The organism is Amycolatopsis vastitatis (assembly GCF_002234595.1).
Lineage (GTDB): Bacteria > Actinomycetota > Actinomycetes > Mycobacteriales > Pseudonocardiaceae > Amycolatopsis > Amycolatopsis vastitatis.
In genome coordinates this window covers 23506-41647 of record NZ_NMUL01000033.1, presented here as the reverse complement: position 1 = coordinate 41647, position 18142 = coordinate 23506, and the positions used below count along the sequence as shown (strand labels likewise).

Sequence of the window (18142 nt, the reverse complement as noted above, 5' to 3'; positions counted from 1 at the left end):
GTTCCCTCAGCCGCCGACGTGGATGCCCGGACGGCGGGCGGGGTCCTTTTCGCTGCTGCGGATGATTTCGCGGACGACGGGCGCGGTGTCGCCGCGGCCGAGCAGGAGGTAGCGGAACAGGTGCCCGAGCGGGTTGCCTTCGGCCCATTCGAAGTGGCACTGGGGCCGGACGCCGGTCACGTCGCGCAGCGCCAGCAGGATCGCGGCGATCGCGTTGGGCGCGGCGGGGCTGTCCGTGCGGAGGATCCGGTGCCCGTCTACGTCGACCCCGCGGACCTTGAGCACGTTGCTGAACTCCGACGGGTCCACGACGTCGATCTCGAGGAAGAGGATGTCGGCGGCGCCGGGCACCGGGTTGATCGCGCGCTGTTCGGCTTCCTTGGCCGAGTATTCGGCGTCGTCGCCGCCCTGACGGCGGTTGGCGATGATGTTCAGGGCACCGTCGTTGGCCAGTGAGTCGGCGATGAACCGGCGGGCCTCTTCGTCGAATTCGATGTGTTCGGCACGCAGTTCCGTCGTCCGCGAAACCCGGGAGACCAGCGAGACGACGATGATCCCGAGGATGAACAGCGCCGAGATGGCGATGCCGTCGGGCTTTTCGATGACGTTCTCGACCAGGGCGTACAGCAGCACGAGTGTCAGCACGACGAACCCCGCGGTGGCGCCGTGCCGTCGCCGCCGGATCGCCGAGATGCTGACCGCGACCGAGCCGGAGACCATCATCGCCAGGATCCCGGTCGCGTACGCACCGGCCTGGGCGTTGACGTCGGCGCCGAACGCGATGGTGATGAGGACGCTGATCGCGGTGTAGACGATGACGACCGGCCGGACGGCGCGGCCCCACTCGGGTGCCATGCCGTAGGACGGCAGGTACCGGGGGACGATGTTGATCAGCCCGGCCATCGCCGACGCGCCGGCGAACCACAGGATCAGGACGCTGCTGATGTCGTAGGCCGTCCCGAAGATTTCGCCGAGTTCGTGGTGGGCGAGGTAGGCCATCGCACGGCCGTTGGCTTCCCCGCCCTCCTTGAACGCCTCGGCCGGGATGAGCACGGTGGTGACGAAGCTGGTCGCGATCAGGAACACCGACATGATGAGCGCGGCCGCGGTCAGCAGCTTCCGCGTGTTGCGGATCCGGGATTCCAGCTTCTCTTCCGCGGTCTTCCCGTCGGCCGCGACCAGCGGCATCATGCTGACCCCGGTCTCGAACCCGGACAGGCCCAGCACGAGCAGCGGGAACGCGAGCACGGCCGGCCCGATGACGCCGGTGAACCCGCCGCCACCGGCGGTCAGCGCGTCGGACCAGCGGGAGAGGGCGGCGGAGTCGCCGAGCAGGTCGATCACGCCCGCGACCGTGACCACGGCGTTGAGCAGCAGGAAGACCGCGACGAGCGGGATGGCGACCCCGACCGCCTCGCTGAAGCCGAGCAGGAACACCCCGCCGAGGATCAGCAGCAGCACGACGGTGATGAGGACGGCGTGGCCGTGCAGGAAGCCCGGCAGGTACGGGTTCTCCAGCATGTGCACGGTGGCGTCCGCCGACGACAGGGTGATCGTGATGATCCACGAGGTCGCGACGAACCCGAGCAGGGTGAGGACGAACAGCTTGCCCCGCCAGAACGGCAGCAGGTTCTCCAGCATCGCCACCGAGCCCTGGCCGTGCGGGCTTTCCGCGGCCACCCTGCGGTACATCGGCAGCATGCCCAGCAGGGTCAGCGCCACGATCAGCAGGGTCGCCAGCGGCGAGAGCGCCCCGGCGGCGAGCGCGGCGATCCCGGGCAGGTACGAGAGGGTGGAGAAGTAGTCGACGCCGGTCAGGCACATGACCTTCCACCAGGCCTGCGGCGTGCCGTGGTCCTCGCCGCCCGCGCGGCCGACCGGAGCGACCCGGTGCTCCAGCAGCCAGCGGGCGACGCCGGAAGCCGGCGGCTTCGGCGCCACCGGGCTGTCGACCTTCGCCGGTATGGTCAAATCGGGTGAAGCACCCATTCTCGCCCTCTCGTCCCCTCGTCCCCGCAAAACACCGGCCACCAGCATGCCCGAGCCCGGCGCGCCCCCGCAGCGGGGGCGGTCCACATGGGACCGCGAGGGCACGCGGCGCGTTTCGCGCTCACTGCGGTGGGGTAGCCGGGGCGACATGCCCGGACGCGAAGACTTGCCCAGCACGCTGCTGCGGTCGCCGCGCAAGGCCCAGGACACGTGGGTGGCCGCGCACGACTCCGCGCTGAAGACCTACGGCCCCGGCAGGCGGGCCCAGCAGACCGCCTACGCGGCGTTGAAGCACACTTTCGAGAAGGTCGGCGACCACTGGGAGCCGAAGCCGGAGCGCGGCCCGTCCGACGAGCAGGCCGCCCGGGGTGCGGGACAGCCGGCGCGGCCGACCCGCGGCGGGGTGAACGCGACCGCGAGCCGGCAGCACCTGTACGAACGGGCCAAGCAGCTCGGCGTCCCCGGCCGGTCCCGGATGTCCAAGGAAGAACTGGTGACGGCGCTGGAGAAGGAAAGCCGCCGCCGGACGGCCCGGGCGCGGCGCTCGGAGTGAAGCGGCGGCTGGTGGAGTCGTCGAGCATCGCCTCGATCGGCTACGACGCTTCGGTGGGGACGCTGGAAGTGGAGTTCTCCCACGGCGGCGTCTACGACTACTACGCCGTGCCGCGCGAAGTGCACCGCGCCTTCCTCGCCGCGGACAGCCACGGCCGGTTCTTCCGGACGTCGATCCGCGACCGCTACCCCTGCCGTCGCCGGGATTGAGGTCAGAACTCGTCGGCCGCGGTGAGTTCGTGCTCGAAGGCGTCCGCCCGGGCGACGACCGACTTGAGCGGGCGCTCGAACTCCTCCTGGATGCTCAGGTCTTCCAGGGGCACGGTGTGCTTGAGCAGGGCGACGCCGTCCACCACCGCCGCGCCGCCGACGGCCGAGCCACCGGCGAGTTCTAGGAGCTTCCGCAGGTCGACGCGGTCGGCCCAGCCGACCGGCGAGGATATCTCGATCCACGAGCCGCCGTCGAGCTCGGGGAGGTGGTGCACCGTCACCTGCTGAGTCCGGTCGTGCGGCCCGTCGAGCCGGAACCGCAGCCAGCCGTCCCGCTCTTCGAGGACCTCGTACCGCGTCCGGACAAAGTTGATCACGTCGATCCAGGTGGTCACCCGTTCCGCCTCCCGCTCCGGCCTGCCTGCGCGGTCGCAGCATCTCACGTCCGTCCCGGGCCCGGCATCGGGGATGGTCCGGACACCCGGCTGGTGGGCGGCGGAAACCGGTGTCCCTGACGGCTGGTGTTTAGCCCGGCCGGCGGCGGCTACTCGTCGTAACGGACGACGTGGTCTACCGTGAAGCCGACGGTGAGGAGGTGGACATCGTGCCCTCTCCCGTCCGTCTCGCCATCGGCCGCCGCGAGGAGGCGACCGTCGTGACGGTCACCGGCGAACTGAACGTCGCGTCGTACCCGTCGCTGCGCGACGGCCTGCTCAAGATCGCGACGGACGTACCGGACGGCTTGGTGGCCGACATCAGCGGGCTGACGATCGAAGACGCGTCCTTGGTGAGCGTTTTTTCCCTGGTCGCCATGCGGATCGGTGACTGGCCCGGCATCCCGTTCACGGTCGTGGCCGGGACGCCCGGCCACCGGGTGCTGCTGCACCGCCACGTCGTCGACCGCTACGTCCCCGTCCGCGCCGACCTGGCCGCGGCGGTGGTGGCGCTGGACCACCCGGTGCGACGGCGGTGTGAACACGTCTTCCCCCGTGCCGGCGGCAGTTCGGCCCGCGCCCGTGAGTTCGTCACCGCCAAGCTCGCCGAATGGGGGGTGCCGGAGCTCGCCGAGGACGCCCGCTTCATCGTCACCGAACTGGTCGAGAACGTGCTGAGGCACACCACGTCGGAGCCGCGGCTGCGGCTCGACCTCCGCCGCGGCGTGTGCACGGTGGCCGTCGCCGACCACGACACGCGGCCGGCCATGCTGCTCGAACGGCTCTCGCCGTTCGAGCCCGGCATGGGGCTGAAGCTGGTCGCGCAGATCGCCCGCACGTGGGGCTGCAGCCGGTCGTGGGCCGGCGGGAAGGTCGTCTGGGCCGTTCTGCTCCAGCCGCCCGGCAACGCCGGTGACCGTCCGGCCGGGTGAGCGGGGGATTGCGGCCCGCGCGCCGGGCTGCTATCCGTGGAAGCCATGGGGTTGACCAAGGTCTGGATCGCCACCCTCAGTGACGGCCTGCTCCGCGCCGACCAGGTCGTCGGCCTGACGGCGCACGCGACACCGGCGTTGACCGGGAAGCCGCCGCGCTGGCTGCTCGACGCGACCGTCCGGGCTCCGGCGGGCAGCGGCAGCGCGGACGGCTGGGACGTGGGCATCCTGCACCGCACGCTGATCCAGACACCGGCCGAGCCGGTGGGCGCGCCGGAAGCGCTGGCCCGCCTCCTCGCCCGCCTGGACGGCGAGGACGCGGCGGGCCTGATCCTCCTCCGGGCGGAGACCGCGGCCGGGCCGGCGAGCACCGTGCGCGTCGGCTTCCGTTCCTTCGAAGACGACGCGCACGACGCCTGAACTACTTGGTGAGCGCGGAGATCCGGTTCAGGACCTCTTCCTGGCCGAGTGCCTGCGTGATCGCGTGGAGGTCGGGGCTGCGCGTCGACCCGGTGAGCGCGATGCGGATGATCTGCGAGGCTTCGCGGATCGAGCCGGGGAACGCCTCCGGGTTCTTCTTGAATTCCTTGGCGTTGCGGGCGAAGCCGTGCTTGGCCGCGACGGCGCGGATCTGCTCGAACCACTCCTGGCCGTCGTCGAGCTGGCGGTAGTCGGCGGCGAAGTCGCGGGCCACGGCCTGGACGACCGCCCGGTCGACGCCGAGCGCGGCGATGCGCTCGTCGTCCTGACCGCTGACGGCCGCGTGGAGCTGGGGGAAGAAGAAGCCGTAGACGGGGCGGAAGTCGCTCCACTTCTTCAGGTCCTTGCGGGGGTTCTCGGCGCCGTCGCGCTCGACCGCCAGCGCGCGCAGGGCCAGGCCGGGCTCGTCGTCGAGGACCCGGCGCAGCTCGGGGTCGAACCGCCCGGCCCAGGCGCGGACGGCCTCGAGGATCGCGGCACCGGACAGGGTGGCGATGTGGTCCGCGGCGATGTCGTCGAGCTTGACCAGGTCGACGAGCGGGCCGGCGACGCCGCACTCGTCGAGGTTGATCGGCTCGGCCAGGGCCTGCTCGAGCGGCATCTCCGCGAGCCGGCCGTTGACGAGGCCGCGCAGGTAGTACACGACGGCTTCGGCGGGGTAGCCGGCCTCGATGAAGAAGTCGACGGACGCTTCCGGGTCCTTGCGCTTGGACAGCTTGCGCTTGCTGCCGCCCTCCTGCTTCATCAGCGGCGCGATGTGCGCGTAGGTGATCGGCTCGAAGCCGAGGGCGTCGAACAGCTGCTGGTGCACCGGGACCGACGAGATCCACTCGTCGCCGCGGATCACCAGGTTGACCCGCATCAGGTGGTCGTCGACGGCGTGGGCGAAGTGGTAGGTCGGCAGCCGCGGGCTCTGGTCGGAGCTCTTGAGGATGACGACGTCGTTGCGGTTGGCCTCGGCTTCCAGCGGGCCGCGGATGGCGTCGGTGAACCGGGCGCGGGCGCCGGTGGCAGTGGGGTCCCCGGGGGCGCGGAACCGCACGACGTACGGGGCACCCGCGTCGAGCTTGGCCTGGACGTCGGCGGGATCGGCGTCGCGCCAGATCGCCCAGCTGCCGTAGTAGCCGGTGGGGAGCTTGGTGGCCTGCTGCCGCTGGGTGATGGCGGCCAGCTCCTCCTTGGTGGCGAAGTCGAGGTAGGCCTTGCCCCGGCGGAGGAGGTCGCGGACGTAGGTGAGGTAGATCCGCTCGCGGGCGGACTGCTGGTAGGGGCCGTAGTCGCCGCCGCGGCCGAGGTCCTCGTCGGCGGCGAGGCGGAAGTAGGAGAAGCCGCGCTCGAACTGCTCCAGCGCGCCCTCGACCTCGCGGGACTGGTCGGTGTCCTCGAGGCGGACGAGGTACCGGCCGCCGGTGCGGCGGGCGACGTCCTGGTCGATGAGGCCGACGTAGATGCCGCCGAGGTGCAGAGACCCGGTCGGCGACGGGCCGAGGCGCGTGACCAGCGCGCCCTCGGGCAGCTGCCGGGCGGGGTACTGCTGCTCCCAGTGCTCGGGCTCGGGCAGGTCGGCAGGGAAGAGGGCGTCGATGACCGCTCGGTCCAGCATGGGTTGTTCTCCCCGCGTCGTGGTGCGCTTTCGTCGGCGAAGATGGTCGTTTTCGCCGACGAAGAGCCTAGCCGTGCGTCCTGCCGGCCCGTCCGGGCAGGTGGTGCCGGGCCGAGGTGTTCACTTCATTCCTGTCGGTGCCCCGTGTGACACTGCGGGCGTGATCATCGTCTTCGAGGCGCGACTGTGGGAATGGGATGCCCGGCGCACCGACAGCTGGGTCTTCGTCAGCCTGCCCCCCGACGCGTCGGAAGACATCCGCGAGCTCGCCGCCGAGCCGCGGCGGGGCTTCGGTTCGGTGCGCGTCCGGGTGACGATCGGGGCCACGAGCTGGAAGACCTCGATCTTCCCGGACGGTTCGCGCGAGGCCTACGTGCTGCCCCTCAAGCGGGCCGTCCGGGTGGCCGAAGGCCTCGACGTGGGGGACACCTGCACCGTGACCGTGGAGCTCGTCGACTTCTGATCGCGCGATCGCGCGAAACGCGATCGGCGGTGGAACGAATCTGCCATGATGCGGACACAGGCCCCGAACCGCGCAAAGGGAGACACGATGTCCGCCCAGATGGACGAGCTGATCGCCCAGTTCGAGAACTTCCGCAGCAAGGTGCGCCAAGCCGAGGCCCGCTTCGCCGGTGTGGGTGACATGCAGGAGCGGATCGCCCGGCTGGAGACCACCGTCACGTCGCCGGACGGGACGGTGACGGTCACCGCGGGCGCCGGGGGGACCATCACCGGCCTGCGGCTCACCGCCGGGGCCACCCGGGTCGAAGCCGGGCAGTTGTCCGCGACGATCATGGACACCATCCGCCGGGCGGTGGCCGGGGCCGCGCAGCAGCAGGCCGGCATCGTGGACGACGCCTTCGGCGACGCGTTCGGCGTCGACGTCTCGGCGCAGGTTCGCGAAGCCCAGGCCGAGGCGTTCGGAACCACGACGCCCGAGCCCGCGTCGGAGGAGCAGCCGCGGCCGCCGTCGCGGCCCGCCCGACGGCCCGCCGCCGTGGACGAAGACGACGACTTCGGCCAGGGCCCCATCCTCCGCCGATCCTGAGGGAACGCCATGCCAGACGGAATACAGACGAACATCGCCGCGATCTCCGCCTACGCCCGGCAGCTGCCCTACTACGAGCAGGAAGCGGACAAGTTCGGCGCCAAGATCGACGCCGCGGACGTGACCGACGAAGCGTGGGGACTCGTCGGCCTCTTCGCCAAGCAGGGCTACACCGAGCGCCTCACCGAGCTGCGTTCGCTGCTCACCGACCTCAAGGACGGCGTGGACGGCTTCACCACCAAGCTCACCAAGGCGGCGGAGATGTACCAGGGCGTGGAAGACGCCGGGAAGGTCACCTTCGGCCGGTACGAGGCGGAAATCGACGCGGTGGGGAAGGGCGAATGACCGAGCCGAAGAAGAGCATCGCCGACGCGCTGAACGTCGAGGCCTACGACGAAAGCACGGGCGCCAACCTCGACCGCGCCGCCGGGTACGTGCCCGTGGCCGGCACCGCCTACAAGGCGGGCAAGAAGATCGGCGAGCACGCGCGGCAGGCGGCCGAGGCGGACGGCCCGGCTGAGCTGGCGTCCGCGGGGGCCGCGCTGGTCGGCGACGGCGCGGCGTTCGTCGGGGCCGCGGCCGGCGACATGGTCACCTTCGCCATGGACCCGATCGGCTGGCTGGTCAGCCACGGCCTGAACATGCTGCTCGAACTGGTCCAGCCACTGCAGGACGCGCTGCACCAGGTCACCGGCGACGGCCCGGCCATCGGGCACGCGTCGGAAAACTTCGTCACGATCGCGCAGGGGTTCGTCGCGCTCGCCGAGGACTTCGAGCGCACCGGCGACACCGCGCTGGCCGATTGGGTGGACGACGCGGGCAACGCGGCGAAGGAAGCGCTCGGCGACTTCTCCTCGGGCATCCGCGGCATCGGCTCGGCGGCGGGTTCGGTCGCCGAGGTGCTGCAGATGTGGTCGATGGTCATGGTGGTCATCGAAGAGGTGATCAAGGGGATCATCACCGAGCTGGTGTCCTGGCTGATCACCCTGTGGCTGCCCGCGCTGGCCGCGTCGGTGATCAGCTTCGGCGGCTCGGTCGCGGCCGCCATGACCGCGTCCATCGCCAAGGCGGCCAGTGTGCTGCAGAAGGTGACGCGCTACCTCGGCAAGTTCGGCAAGCTGCTCGACACGTTCATGGAGTTCCTGGTCAAGTACTCCGGGAAGCTCGAGGTGTTCACCCGCAAGCTGCGCGTCGGCGTGATGCCCGGCGAGACGAAGTTCGGCTTCGGCGCGGCCGCCCAGGGCTGGCAGCCCAGCAACCGGGCGCTCACGACGATGTTCGGCACTTCGGCCGGCGTCAAGCCGTTCCTCGCCGGCGCGGGCGTGAAGGCCGGCACCGGGGCGGGCAAGGGGGCGTTCGCCGAAGGCAAGGAAGCCGTGACGGGCGAAGGGGACGAGCCGTGGTTCGACAAGAGCGAGATCGGCGGGGACCGCAGCCCGGAGGACACGCGCAAGGACCTGGACATTTGAGCGGGTTCGCCGAGAACGCCGAGCGCTGGGCCGAGGACACGCGAGTCCGGCCCGGGTTCCGGGAGCGGGTCGAGGCGCTGATGCGGGACCGCTGGCGCGAGCCGGTCATCGTGCTGCACCTCGGCGACACCGACGTGGGTTTCGACGTCCCCGGCCGTCGCGAGGACGGCACCGTCGTGGGGAAGCGGCTCGTCCGGCGGTTCTTCTGGAACATCCTGCGCGGGATCGGCACGGCGGTGTTCGCCGTCTTCGCCCTGGCACACGGCGAACGACCGGGAAGGGCGTTCCAGCGCAAGATCGCCGTTTCGGGCCCGGAGAACGCGATGGCGCTCGACCTGGCCGACCGGCTCGGGCCCGTGAAGGGCGCGTGGCTGGCGTGCTCGCCGTCGTGTCTCGCGGTGGTGGACACCGGGACGACCTTCACCGACCCGGCCGCCGCGCCGCCGCCGCGGATCGTCTGGGAAGCGCGCAAGCCGCAGGCGCCGGAGCTCAGCTTCCGAAAGAGCACGCTGACCTGGCCGGACGGCTCGATCTTCCGGCTCCCCATCCACGGCCCCGCCGAGCAGCGGCACCTGCGGAACTTCCTGGAGTTCCCGGACGTCGTCCACTGGAACGGAAAGCCGCCAGGGCGCTAAAGCAGCCCCCGGCCCGTACGGAAGTACGCGGCCACCGCGCCACCCAGCTCGCGCAGCGGGCGGGCGGCGCCGAACGGGGCGTTCCAGAACCCGCCCTGCCGGGGGTGGTGCGGGCCGACGTAGGCGTACGGCTCGGCGATGTGGCCGTCGCCGGGGGAGACGCCGTAGTTGACCTCGTCGAGGGTGATCGCGACGTCGAAGTGCTCCGGCCACAGCACCGGTGTGGCTTCCGGGGCGAACTCGCGCAGCGCGCGGTCACCTTCGGTGAAGGCGGCCAGCAGCGTCTCGAGCGGGCCCGCCGCCAACGTGATCGTTTCGCCGGGGGAGACCCCGGGGCCGCCGTCGTACACCCCGGCGGGTTCGCCCGCCTCGATGCCCGCCGTCGCGGCGACCTCGTCGTAGGTGCGCCCCGCCAGCGGCGCCCGGGTGGCACCCGCGACGAGCTGGCCGCCTTCGACGCGCAGCTCGGGCCCGGTGACCGTGGCGAAACCCCCGGTGGTCACGCGCAGGTCGATGCGCCGGGTCGCCCGGTACTGCGGGCCCGCCAGCAGCAGCTCCGCGACGCCGTGCAGGGAACGCCGGGTCGCCGCCGGTTCCGGGTCGGTCATCGGCACTCCTCGGTGACACCCGTGACGTCCGGGCACTGCGGCCAGTCTGCCCGAACCCCGGCGCTACTCGCACGTGAGGCGGGCCCACACGATCTTGCCGTCGTCGTGGTGGCTGACGCCCCAGGCGAAGGCGAGCTGGTCGACCAGGAGCAGGCCGCGGCCGCCGGTCCGGCCGGGCACCCGCGGCCGCGGTTCGCCGGTTCCGACGTCGGCGACGGCCACAGTGACCACGCACGGGTCGAGCGCGTGGTGGATCCGCAGCTCGTGCGGCCCGCCGGCGTGCACGTACGCGTTCTCCAGCAGCTCCCCGACGACGATCAAGGCGTCGACCCGGTGGTGTTCGGGAAGCGACGCCAGCCTGGCCTCGGCCCACCGGCGCGCGGCCACCAGCCCCGAAAGCTCGGCTCCGGCGACGACCAGCACCTGCCAACCCGGCTCGTTCGCCGCTCCCCAGTTCACTCGCACCGTGCGGCCCCTCCTTCCGGAGAGGCCTACCCGGGAATCCGGCCGATACTCATGCGGCCGGTCAGTGCAGCCCGATCCGCCAGAGGAACGCTTCCCGCAACGCGGCGATGAGGACTTCGTCGTCGCCCTCGGTGGGCCGGTCGCCCATCGGCAGCCAGGTCTCGTCGTCCGGGATGCCGGCGATGACGCGGGTGAGCGTGACACCGGGGTAGGAAAGCGTCTCGTGACTGCCGCCGAGGTCGGGCACGGTGACGCGGCGGGATTCCGCCCGGACGAGTACCTGCCGCTGGTCGTTCATGTCGCGTGACTTCCCGGAGCCGAGGGCCTTTCAACGTCCAGCATAGACACCGGACGCTGCGGGCACCTTCGTGCGAACAGGGGGTTTTCGCGTTCACCTCAGTTCGAAAACCGCTGTGACACAACATCTCCGCTGCGAACGCCGCCGCGGCGCCGAGCGCCTGCGGCGTCACCCTGAACCGGGAGAGCACCGGTGGGGGCACCACGCGGTGCCCCCACCGGTGCGTCAGTCACGGCGGTGGAAGATGAGCCGGTAGCCGGCCAGGATGATCAGGGCGCCCAGGATCGCCAGGCCCCAGGTGCGCAGGTCGAAGAACGTGCCGAGCTGGGTGTGGAACAGCGTCTTGCCCACCCAGCCGCCGACGAACGCCCCCGCGATGCCCAGCAGGATCGTGATGATGCAGCCGCCCGGGTCCTTGCCCGGCATGAGAGCCTTCGCGATCACCCCGGCGATGAGACCGAGCACGATCCAAGCGATGATGCCCACGGGGGTGTCCTCTCGTCCGCGTCCTCTTGACGGCACAGGATGGCAGGCGCTCGCCTCCGTGGCGCGTCGAACCACGCGGACGTGATCCGGATCTCACCCGATGGTCACCGGTGCGAGAACGGCCCCCACCGCTTGACGGCGAACGAGCCGCCGTGGCGTTCGATCTCCAGCGCGCTGTGGCCGCCGAAGTGGGCGGGCAGGAGCAGGACGGCTTCGTCGGCGGCCCAGCCCAGCAGGCGGCGCCGGGTGTCGTTCGCCTGGGCCGGGTCTTCGCAGAAGCAGCTGCTGTGCCCGGGTTCCGCGAGCTGCAGCGGAGTGTGCAGCAGATCGCCGGCGAACAGGGCCCGGTCGCTCCCGGACGCCAGCTTCACGACGCTGGAGCCGGGGGTGTGGCCGGGTGCGGCTTCGAGGCGGAGGTTGGCGTCGATCGTGTGGCTGTCCTCCCACAGCCGGACCTGGCCTGCCTCGTACACCGGCTGGATGCTGTCTTCGAAGGCGTTTTCGTTGACGCCCCCGCTGACGGCCGGGTTGCGGGCCGGGTCCCAGTGCTCGAAGTCCGCGCGGGGCATGAGGTAGGTGGCGTTCGGGAAGGTCGGCACCCACGCGCCGTCGACGAGGCGCGTGTTCCACCCGATGTGGTCGAGGTGCAGGTGGGTGTTGACGACCAGGTCGACGTCCTCCGGCCGGACGCCGGCTTCGCGGAGCCGGTCCAGGTAGTCCAGCCGCAGGTGGTCCCACGACGGGACGGCCGGGCGGGCCTTGTCGTTGCCCACGGCGGTGTCGATCAGGATCGTGCGGCCTTCGCTGCGCAGCAGCCAGGTCTGCATCGCCGAAAGGACCAGGTCGTCGGCGGTGAGGTGGTCGGGCTCCAGCTCGTGGCGGTGCTCCTGCCACGCCCGCTCCGGCAGGTCGGGGAAGAAGTCCCGCGCCGGCATGACCGGGCCGTGCTGCTCTTCGACGCGCGTCACGGTGACGTCGCCGAGCTTGATTTCGTTCATTTTTCTCTTTCTCCAGGGGTTTTCGGGCGCGTTCGGCCCGGCATTCGTCGCGAATGCCTTGTGGGGGAAGGAGTTTCAGTCGCGCGCCGGCACGCTGTGCCGTGTGGTGGCGGCGGTGTGCGTCAGCAGCGTCATCGCGGCGTGCGAAGAGGAGCCCGGTTCGGTGGTCGCGACGACGACGTGCTGGTCCTGCTCGGTCAGCAGCGCCTGGTGCGTGACCGTCATCGTGCCCACCAGGGGATGGCGCATCTCGTAGACCGCGTCGCCGCCGGACTTGACCCGCTGGTCGGCCCACCACGCCGCGAATTCGTTGCTCCGCAACGACAACTCGCCGACCAGCGCGGCCAGCAGGGGATCGTCCTGGTGGCGGCCGGACGCCATCCGCAGCGTCGCCACCACCGCGCGGGCCTTGGCGGGCCAATCGGCGTACAGCTCGCGGGTGTGCGGGTCGAGGAACACCAGCTTCGCCATGTTCGGGCGCTGCCCGGGCCGCTCGGGGGCGTCCGGATCGAGGTGCCCGGCGAAGAGGGCGTGCCCGGCGGCGTTCCACGCCAGGACGTCGCTGCGCCGCCCCAGCACGACCACCGGCACGTCGCCGAGGGTGGCCAGCAGCTGGCGGACGGCGGGAGCGACGTGTTCGGGCGCCGGACGCCGTCGCCTGGCCTGCCCCCGGGCGCCGGTGGCCAGTTCGTGCAGGTGACGGCGTTCGGTGTCGTCGAGCCGGAGGGCCTGGGCGATCGCGTCCAGCACCTCCGGGGAGGCGTTGGCGGACTGGCCCTGTTCGAGCCGCGAGTAGTAGGGCGCGCTCACCCCGGCCAGCTGGGCGAGCTCCTCGCGGCGCAGACCCGGCACGCGGCGGCGGTCCCCGTACGTGGCCAGGCCGACGTCCTCCGGCCGCAGGTGGGCGCGGCGGTTCTTGAGGAACTCGCCGAGCTGTCGTTTCGCCTCCATGAACCCAGTATGGGCAGCGGGCCCGGGGCGCAACCACACCCTCGCGGGGTGTGGGTCGGCACGCGGAAGGGCCCGCCCGGGGACACTGCCCCGGACGGGCCCTTCCGCCATCGATCGCGCCGGCTCAGCCACCGCCGTAGGTGGCCTGGGTGACCGCGAAGACGTTGCGGTTGCCCGCGCCTTCCTGCAGCGACCACAGCAGGTCGGCGCTGGTGTCGTCCTCCCAGTACGAGAGGCTCTCGCCACTGCTGACCCAGGCGAAGGTCTGCGCGGCGGCCGACGGCTTCCAGTAGTAGAGCTGCTTCTGGCCGGACGACTGGAACCACCAGCGGCCGTTGTGCGAGGCCACGCCGTTGAGCTTGTACCAGGGCAGCTGCAACGCCTGGCTCGCCGTGGTCGTGGCGGCGAAGGTGCCGGAGGAGGCGAACGGGTAGCGGATCGCCCGCGGCGCCCGGTTCGGGTAGTCCGTGCAGCCGGACGGGCAGGTGTACTCGGTCATCACGATCGACTTGCTGACGCGGTCGAGGGAGATCGACGACCACGCGAGGTTCGTGCCCGACGTCGTCTTCGCGGCGATCGTGCCGACCTGCGGCAGGACGTAGGCGTAGTTGTGGGCGTAGTACGTGCTGCCGGTCTGGTGGCCGATCTGGTCGGCCGTGCCGCCGTTGTTCGTCTTGAGGATCTTGCGCATGTCGAACACGCGCATGCCCTTCCCGGTGTCGGCGACGTAGAGGTAGTCGCCGTACCAGGACATGCCGCCGGCGTGGACCGGGATGTCCTTGAAGTCCGGCGACGCCGCGGTCCCGGTCGGCTCGACGAGCAGGATCTTGCGGTACTTGTTGGGGTAGGTGGAGTCCCAGTCGACCAGGGTGATCCGGCTGCGCGACTGGTCACCGCTGCAGCCGTCCTTGGTGTACCAGCTGACCGCGACGAGCTGGTGCCCGTCGTAGTTGCCGCCGTTCGCCGTCCCCACGGCGTCGCGGCTGGTGGTGATGCCCTGCGGGTAGTTGGTGCAGTCGGAGTTGTCGTCGCTGTCGAACCGGAACCCCGTCGAGAGCCCGGCGACGGAGAACGACGAGGGCAGCGCGGTGCGGTCGTGGTTCGCGTTCTCCATCACGGTGTGGACGGCCGCGGTGCCGAGCGTCGACACCAGAGCGTTGTTCACCGCGTCGAACTGGTCGTAGTTGGCGGTCAGGGTGTACTGGTCGGCCGGCAAGGTCGACGGCGCGGCCCCGGCGGCCGCCGCCGGCACGGCGAACAGGCCCGCTAGCACGCCCGCGGCGAGTGCGGCCTTGGTGAGACGGTGCAATGACATGGGACCCATCGTCGGCGGGGGCCGTACAAGAGCCGTACAAGCGGCCGCCGCTGTCCACATCGGACCCGGTCTCACGGCGAGGCTTCGGCCGCGTCCGCCTGCTCCGCCCGGCGCGCGAGGATCTTCAGCGACTGCTCGCACCACCGCAGGTTCTCGCGCTCGAACGACAGGCCGCGCATCAACGTCAGGTACGGCCCGATCCGCTCGGCTTCGGCGAGGTAGTCGTCCTCGAAGCGGCCGTCCAGCAGCCGCGCGCGAAGCCGTTCGTAGCGGGCGATCTTCGTCTCCGCCCGGCTCATCCGCTCCTCGAGCGCGCGCCGGACCGCCGTCCCGTCACCCGCGTCGACGGCCTGGACCTGGACCAGCAGCTCGTCGCGGATCACCCCCGGGCGCGGCGGGCGGGCCGTGAACTCGTGCAGCGCCCGGTACCCGGTCCCGGTCAGCGAAAACAGCCGCTTGTCCGGCCGCCGCTCCTGGTGCACGACGCGGGCGCGCACCAGGCCGTCGGCCGCCATGCGGTCGAGTTCGCGGTACAGCTGCTGCGGCGTCGCCGCCCAGAAGTTGGCCACCGAGGCGTCGAACCCCTTCGCCAGGTCGTAGCCCGACGCCTCGCCCTCGAGCAGTGCCGCCATCAGGGCGTGCCGCAATGCCATACTCAACTAGTTGGCTGCTTCGCGCTGGATCCGGTCGAACTGGGCCGCCATGGCCTCGGCCAGCGCCTGCGCCGCCGACAGCGGGCGGACCATCACCGTGAACTCGTCGATCAGGCCGTCCTCGTCGAGGTGCAGGAAGTCGCAGCCCTCGACCCGCACGTCCCCGATCCGGGCCTCGAAGACGAGGGCGTGGTCCCGGCCTTCGCTGCCGTCCAGCTCCCGCAGGTAGCGGAAGTCCTCGAACACGCGCAGCACGCCGCGCAGGATCGCGGCGGTGATCGCCTTGCCCGGGTACGGCCGGAACGCCACCGGGCTGCGGAACACCACGTTCTCCGCCAGCGTCGCGGCCATGGCGTCGGGATCACGGGCCTCGACGGCCTTGCGGAAGCTGTTCACAGGGCACCTCACCTAGTCAATTTATTGAGTATCCGAGGTCAGCGTACCCGCTCGCCTTCGGTGACCGATCGGCGACGCACAGCGCCACCACAGCCCTGCCACAGCTCTGCTCGCCACGCTGGCCCAAGGCCGGGTCAGGCGGAAGTCAACCGGTCATTACCCGACCACCACGAAGGGACAGGCATGGGAAACGACCACGAGGGACAACGGGTCAGCAGGCGGCGGCTGCTCGCCGGCGTGAGCTCGGTCGGCCTCGGCGCGCTCGTCACGGCGTGCGCGGGGAAGAGCCCCGTCACGACGACCACCGGGGAGACGGTCGCGCTGCAGGCGGTCACCGACGCGGACCTGACCGCCCTGTTCGCCGGCGCGCGGACGTGCACGCTCACCGCCGCCACCACGCAGGGGCCGTACTACTTCGACGCCGACAAGATCCGCAGCGACATCCGCGAGGACAAGCAGGGGGTGAAGCTGCGGCTGGCGCTGCAGGTGCAGGACAGCGAGACGTGCGAGCCGATCCCGCACGCGGTGGTCGAGATCTGGCACTGCGACGCGGGCGGCCTGTACTCCGGCGCGGAAGCGGCATCCGCCGGCGGGGGCGGCACCCCGCCCACGGGCGAACCGCCGACCGGGACCCCGCCGACCGGCACGCCGCCCGCGGGCGGGGGCGCCGACCTGGTGCCCACCGACGACAAGCGGTACCTACGCGGCGCGCAGGTCACCAACCAGCGCGGGATCGTCGAGTTCACGACGATCTGGCCGGGCTGGTACCGCGGCCGCACGGTGCACGTCCACGTGATGGTGCACGTCGGCAACGAGAAGACGCTGACCACGCAGCTCATGTTCGACGAAGCGCTGAACGCCGAGGTGCTGGCGAAGCAGCCGTACGCGCAGCGCACCGGCCGGGACACCTTCAACGACGGTGATTCGATCTATCGGCCGAGCATGCTGCTGAAGGTGACCAAGGCCCAGGACGGGTACGTCGGCTGCATCGTCCTGAACGCCGATCCCGACCACGACGGCGTGTAGCCGCGAGAGACCGGCTTCAGCGCTCGCCGGCCGGGCAGCGGCGCCACTGCACGTGGTCCCCGGCCCGGTCGGCGTGCCATTCCGCCGTGTCCGTGTCGGACTGCCACGTCGGCAGGAGCCGGCCCGTGACGACCCGGCCGCGGGCCACCCGGCCGAACAGCTCGACGCCGTCCGCACGGCGGGCGGGCGGGATCCAGGCCGGGAAGCGGGTGCGGGGCAGCTTGTGCTCGATCCACTCCCGCGCGGACCCTTCGCTGCCGTGGTCGGACTCCACGATGCTCGACACCGGGCCGCCGCCGACGGCGAGGCCGATCGACGCGCGCCAGCGCACGGGGGAGGAGTCGGGATTCATCGTCCCCAGGGTCCCGGACGAGCGCGTCCGCGGGCCAGTACACGTTCGGATGGATTGGCGCTCACTCACCGTGCCCCCTGCCGCTTTCGACCCCTGCTCGTAGACCCCTGCCGCTCGGAACAACACTGCGCGCCGCGCGGGTTCCCCGTCCGGGTGACCTTCAATCACGACGCCTTCAGCAGACGTACGCAGGCCCTTTCGAGCACCGCCCGCGCTTCGTCGCCGTCGAGGCGCCCCGCCCGCTTGAGCGCGGGGGCGATCGTGCGCTCTCCGCGGTAGGCCTCGACCAGCCGGGGGTCCACATAGGACGACCGGCAGACGGCCGGGGTGTTGCCGAGCGCCTTCGAGACCTCCTTCATCACCTTCGCCTCCGCGCGCTTGCGGGCGGTCTCCGACGTCGGCGGGTCCGCCGCGGCGAACGCGGCCGCGGCCAGCACCGTCGCGTTCCAGGTCCGCATGTCCTTGGCCGTGCAGTCCTGGCCGGCCAGCTCCTTGAACCGCTCGTTGATGTCGGCGGCGTGCACCTCGTGCCAGGTCCCGCCCTCGCGGTAGACGAGCAGCCGGTCGCTGCCGGGCCGGCCGCGCAGCAGGGCCTTCACGACCTTCGCCAGCTCGGGGTCCCGGATCGCCACCTCCCGGTCGAGGCCGCCCTTGGCGACGTAGCAGAACCGGCATTCGTCGCCGCGGACGGCGGCGTGCGTGCGCAGCAGCGTGGCGACGCCGTGGGTGCCGTTCTCCTCCGCGTACTCCTCACCGCCGGTGCGGAAGATGCCCCGGTCGAGCATCCGCAGTGCCGCCGCGAGCACCCGTTTCCTCGTCAGGCCGCTGCCGGCGAGGTCGGCCTCCACCTGGGCCCGCCACTGCGGCAGCCGGCGGGCCATCTGCAGCACGCGGTCGTGCTTCTCCTCGTCGCGGTCGCGGCGCCACTGCTCGTGGTAGAGGTACTGGCGCCGCCCGGCGTCGTCGGTCCCGACCGCCTGGACGTGCCCGTTCGGGTACGGGCAGATCCACACGTTCCGCCACGCGGGCGGGATGACCAGGCCTTTGATCCGCTCGAGCAGCTCGGTGTCGGTCACCGGCGACCCGTCGGGCATGGCATAGGAGAACCCGCGGCCGCGGCGGATCCGCCGGATGCCGGGGCCGCGCAGGTCACTGCGCCGGAGTCTGGTGCGTCCCACCGCCGCGAAATACCCGCCCGGCGTACCGGGAAACCATGATTGCCCCCTTCCGCGGCGGGTAGCC

Annotated in this window: 24 protein-coding genes; 10 read left to right on the top strand and 14 right to left on the bottom strand. The window is 71.4% G+C overall.

Going from position 1 to position 18142, the window contains the following annotated elements; all coding sequences use genetic code 11:
- Positions 1–6: 6 nt before the first annotated feature.
- Positions 7–1989: an APC family permease gene (locus CF165_RS30140; RefSeq protein WP_093950981.1), complete on the bottom strand. Its 1983-nt coding sequence runs from the start codon at positions 1987–1989 to the stop codon at positions 7–9.
- Positions 1990–2137: 148 nt separating this feature from the next.
- Between CF165_RS30140 and CF165_RS30135 the strand changes: the two genes are divergently transcribed.
- Complete coding sequence (locus tag CF165_RS30135; protein WP_093950980.1) at positions 2138–2542, top strand: ChaB family protein; 405 nt, start codon at positions 2138–2140, stop codon at positions 2540–2542.
- A complete protein-coding gene (locus tag CF165_RS30130; protein WP_093950979.1) occupies positions 2539–2751 on the top strand; it encodes a KTSC domain-containing protein in 213 nt (70 codons plus the stop codon). The genes CF165_RS30135 and CF165_RS30130 overlap by 4 nt, the downstream gene beginning before the upstream one ends.
- 2 nt (positions 2752–2753) lie before the next feature.
- Here CF165_RS30130 and CF165_RS30125 read toward each other — a convergent pair whose 3' ends face one another.
- The gene (locus CF165_RS30125) at positions 2754–3146 is read right to left on the bottom strand and encodes a hypothetical protein (RefSeq protein ID WP_093950978.1); all 393 of its coding nucleotides are present in this window, start codon (positions 3144–3146) and stop codon (positions 2754–2756) included.
- A 209-nt stretch (positions 3147–3355) separates the two neighbouring features.
- On the opposite strand from CF165_RS30125, the gene CF165_RS30120 reads away from it, so the two are divergent.
- Both CF165_RS30120 and CF165_RS30115 read left to right on the top strand, forming a co-directional pair.
- Positions 3356–4117, top strand: coding sequence for an ATP-binding protein (locus CF165_RS30120; protein ID WP_439098526.1), 762 nt, complete (start codon positions 3356–3358; stop codon positions 4115–4117).
- A gap of 45 nt (positions 4118–4162) precedes the next feature.
- Entirely contained in the window at positions 4163–4537 is a 375-nt protein-coding gene (locus CF165_RS30115) for a hypothetical protein (protein ID WP_205661010.1), read from the top strand.
- A 1-nt stretch (position 4538) separates the two neighbouring features.
- On the opposite strand, the gene CF165_RS30110 is transcribed toward CF165_RS30115, so the two are convergent.
- Entirely contained in the window at positions 4539–6200 is a 1662-nt protein-coding gene (locus CF165_RS30110) for a glutamate--tRNA ligase (RefSeq protein WP_093950977.1), read from the bottom strand.
- Between the two features lie 160 nt (positions 6201–6360).
- On the opposite strand from CF165_RS30110, the gene CF165_RS30105 reads away from it, so the two are divergent.
- From CF165_RS30105 to CF165_RS30085, 5 genes are all read left to right on the top strand, one after another.
- Entirely contained in the window at positions 6361–6663 is a 303-nt protein-coding gene (locus CF165_RS30105; protein WP_093950976.1) for a DUF1905 domain-containing protein, read from the top strand.
- A gap of 87 nt (positions 6664–6750) precedes the next feature.
- Positions 6751–7248 carry a YbaB/EbfC family nucleoid-associated protein gene (locus CF165_RS30100; RefSeq protein ID WP_093950975.1) on the top strand — a complete coding sequence of 166 codons (498 nt, stop codon included), beginning with the start codon at positions 6751–6753 and terminating at the stop codon, positions 7246–7248.
- A gap of 9 nt (positions 7249–7257) precedes the next feature.
- On the top strand, positions 7258–7593 hold the full coding sequence (locus tag CF165_RS30095) for a hypothetical protein (RefSeq protein ID WP_093950974.1): 336 nt from the start codon (positions 7258–7260) through the stop codon (positions 7591–7593).
- The gene (locus CF165_RS30090; RefSeq protein ID WP_093950973.1) at positions 7590–8717 is read left to right on the top strand and encodes a hypothetical protein; all 1128 of its coding nucleotides are present in this window, start codon (positions 7590–7592) and stop codon (positions 8715–8717) included. Before CF165_RS30095 ends, CF165_RS30090 begins: the two co-directional genes overlap by 4 nt.
- Positions 8714–9352: a hypothetical protein gene (locus CF165_RS30085; RefSeq protein ID WP_093950972.1), complete on the top strand. Its 639-nt coding sequence runs from the start codon at positions 8714–8716 to the stop codon at positions 9350–9352. Before CF165_RS30090 ends, CF165_RS30085 begins: the two co-directional genes overlap by 4 nt.
- On the opposite strand, the gene CF165_RS30080 is transcribed toward CF165_RS30085, so the two are convergent.
- The 9 genes from CF165_RS30080 to CF165_RS30040 form a co-directional block, all read right to left on the bottom strand.
- Positions 9349–9960 carry a hypothetical protein gene (locus CF165_RS30080; RefSeq protein WP_093950971.1) on the bottom strand — a complete coding sequence of 204 codons (612 nt, stop codon included), beginning with the start codon at positions 9958–9960 and terminating at the stop codon, positions 9349–9351. The genes CF165_RS30085 and CF165_RS30080 overlap by 4 nt on opposite strands.
- Before the next feature lie 63 nt (positions 9961–10023).
- Positions 10024–10425, bottom strand: a complete 402-nt coding sequence (locus tag CF165_RS30075; protein WP_093950970.1) for an ATP-binding protein — start codon at positions 10423–10425, stop codon at positions 10024–10026.
- Between the two features lie 61 nt (positions 10426–10486).
- Complete coding sequence (locus CF165_RS30070) at positions 10487–10723, bottom strand: hypothetical protein (RefSeq protein ID WP_093950969.1); 237 nt, start codon at positions 10721–10723, stop codon at positions 10487–10489.
- Positions 10724–10948: 225 nt separating this feature from the next.
- Positions 10949–11209, bottom strand: a complete 261-nt coding sequence (locus tag CF165_RS30065) for a GlsB/YeaQ/YmgE family stress response membrane protein (protein WP_013225295.1) — start codon at positions 11207–11209, stop codon at positions 10949–10951.
- Between the two features lie 104 nt (positions 11210–11313).
- Positions 11314–12207 carry an MBL fold metallo-hydrolase gene (locus CF165_RS30060; protein WP_093950968.1) on the bottom strand — a complete coding sequence of 298 codons (894 nt, stop codon included), beginning with the start codon at positions 12205–12207 and terminating at the stop codon, positions 11314–11316.
- Between the two features lie 75 nt (positions 12208–12282).
- On the bottom strand, positions 12283–13158 hold the full coding sequence (locus CF165_RS30055; RefSeq protein WP_093950967.1) for a helix-turn-helix domain-containing protein: 876 nt from the start codon (positions 13156–13158) through the stop codon (positions 12283–12285).
- A 124-nt stretch (positions 13159–13282) separates the two neighbouring features.
- Positions 13283–14473: a hypothetical protein gene (locus tag CF165_RS30050; RefSeq protein ID WP_093950966.1), complete on the bottom strand. Its 1191-nt coding sequence runs from the start codon at positions 14471–14473 to the stop codon at positions 13283–13285.
- Between the two features lie 71 nt (positions 14474–14544).
- Positions 14545–15126 (bottom strand): PadR family transcriptional regulator, encoded by a 582-nt coding sequence (locus CF165_RS30045; protein WP_167441606.1) that lies wholly within the window; start codon positions 15124–15126, stop codon positions 14545–14547.
- 6 nt (positions 15127–15132) lie between these two features.
- Entirely contained in the window at positions 15133–15522 is a 390-nt protein-coding gene (locus tag CF165_RS30040) for a nuclear transport factor 2 family protein (protein WP_093950965.1), read from the bottom strand.
- A 183-nt stretch (positions 15523–15705) separates the two neighbouring features.
- Here CF165_RS30040 and CF165_RS30035 point away from each other — a divergent pair, with 183 nt between their 5' ends.
- Positions 15706–16548 carry a peptidase associated/transthyretin-like domain-containing protein gene (locus tag CF165_RS30035; protein WP_093950964.1) on the top strand — a complete coding sequence of 281 codons (843 nt, stop codon included), beginning with the start codon at positions 15706–15708 and terminating at the stop codon, positions 16546–16548.
- A gap of 16 nt (positions 16549–16564) precedes the next feature.
- Here CF165_RS30035 and CF165_RS30030 read toward each other — a convergent pair whose 3' ends face one another.
- Together CF165_RS30030 and CF165_RS30025 are read right to left on the bottom strand one after the other, a co-directional pair.
- Entirely contained in the window at positions 16565–16900 is a 336-nt protein-coding gene (locus tag CF165_RS30030; RefSeq protein WP_240521856.1) for a hypothetical protein, read from the bottom strand.
- 164 nt (positions 16901–17064) lie between these two features.
- Entirely contained in the window at positions 17065–18078 is a 1014-nt protein-coding gene (locus CF165_RS30025) for a DNA topoisomerase IB (protein WP_093950962.1), read from the bottom strand.
- Positions 18079–18142 lie beyond the last annotated feature (64 nt).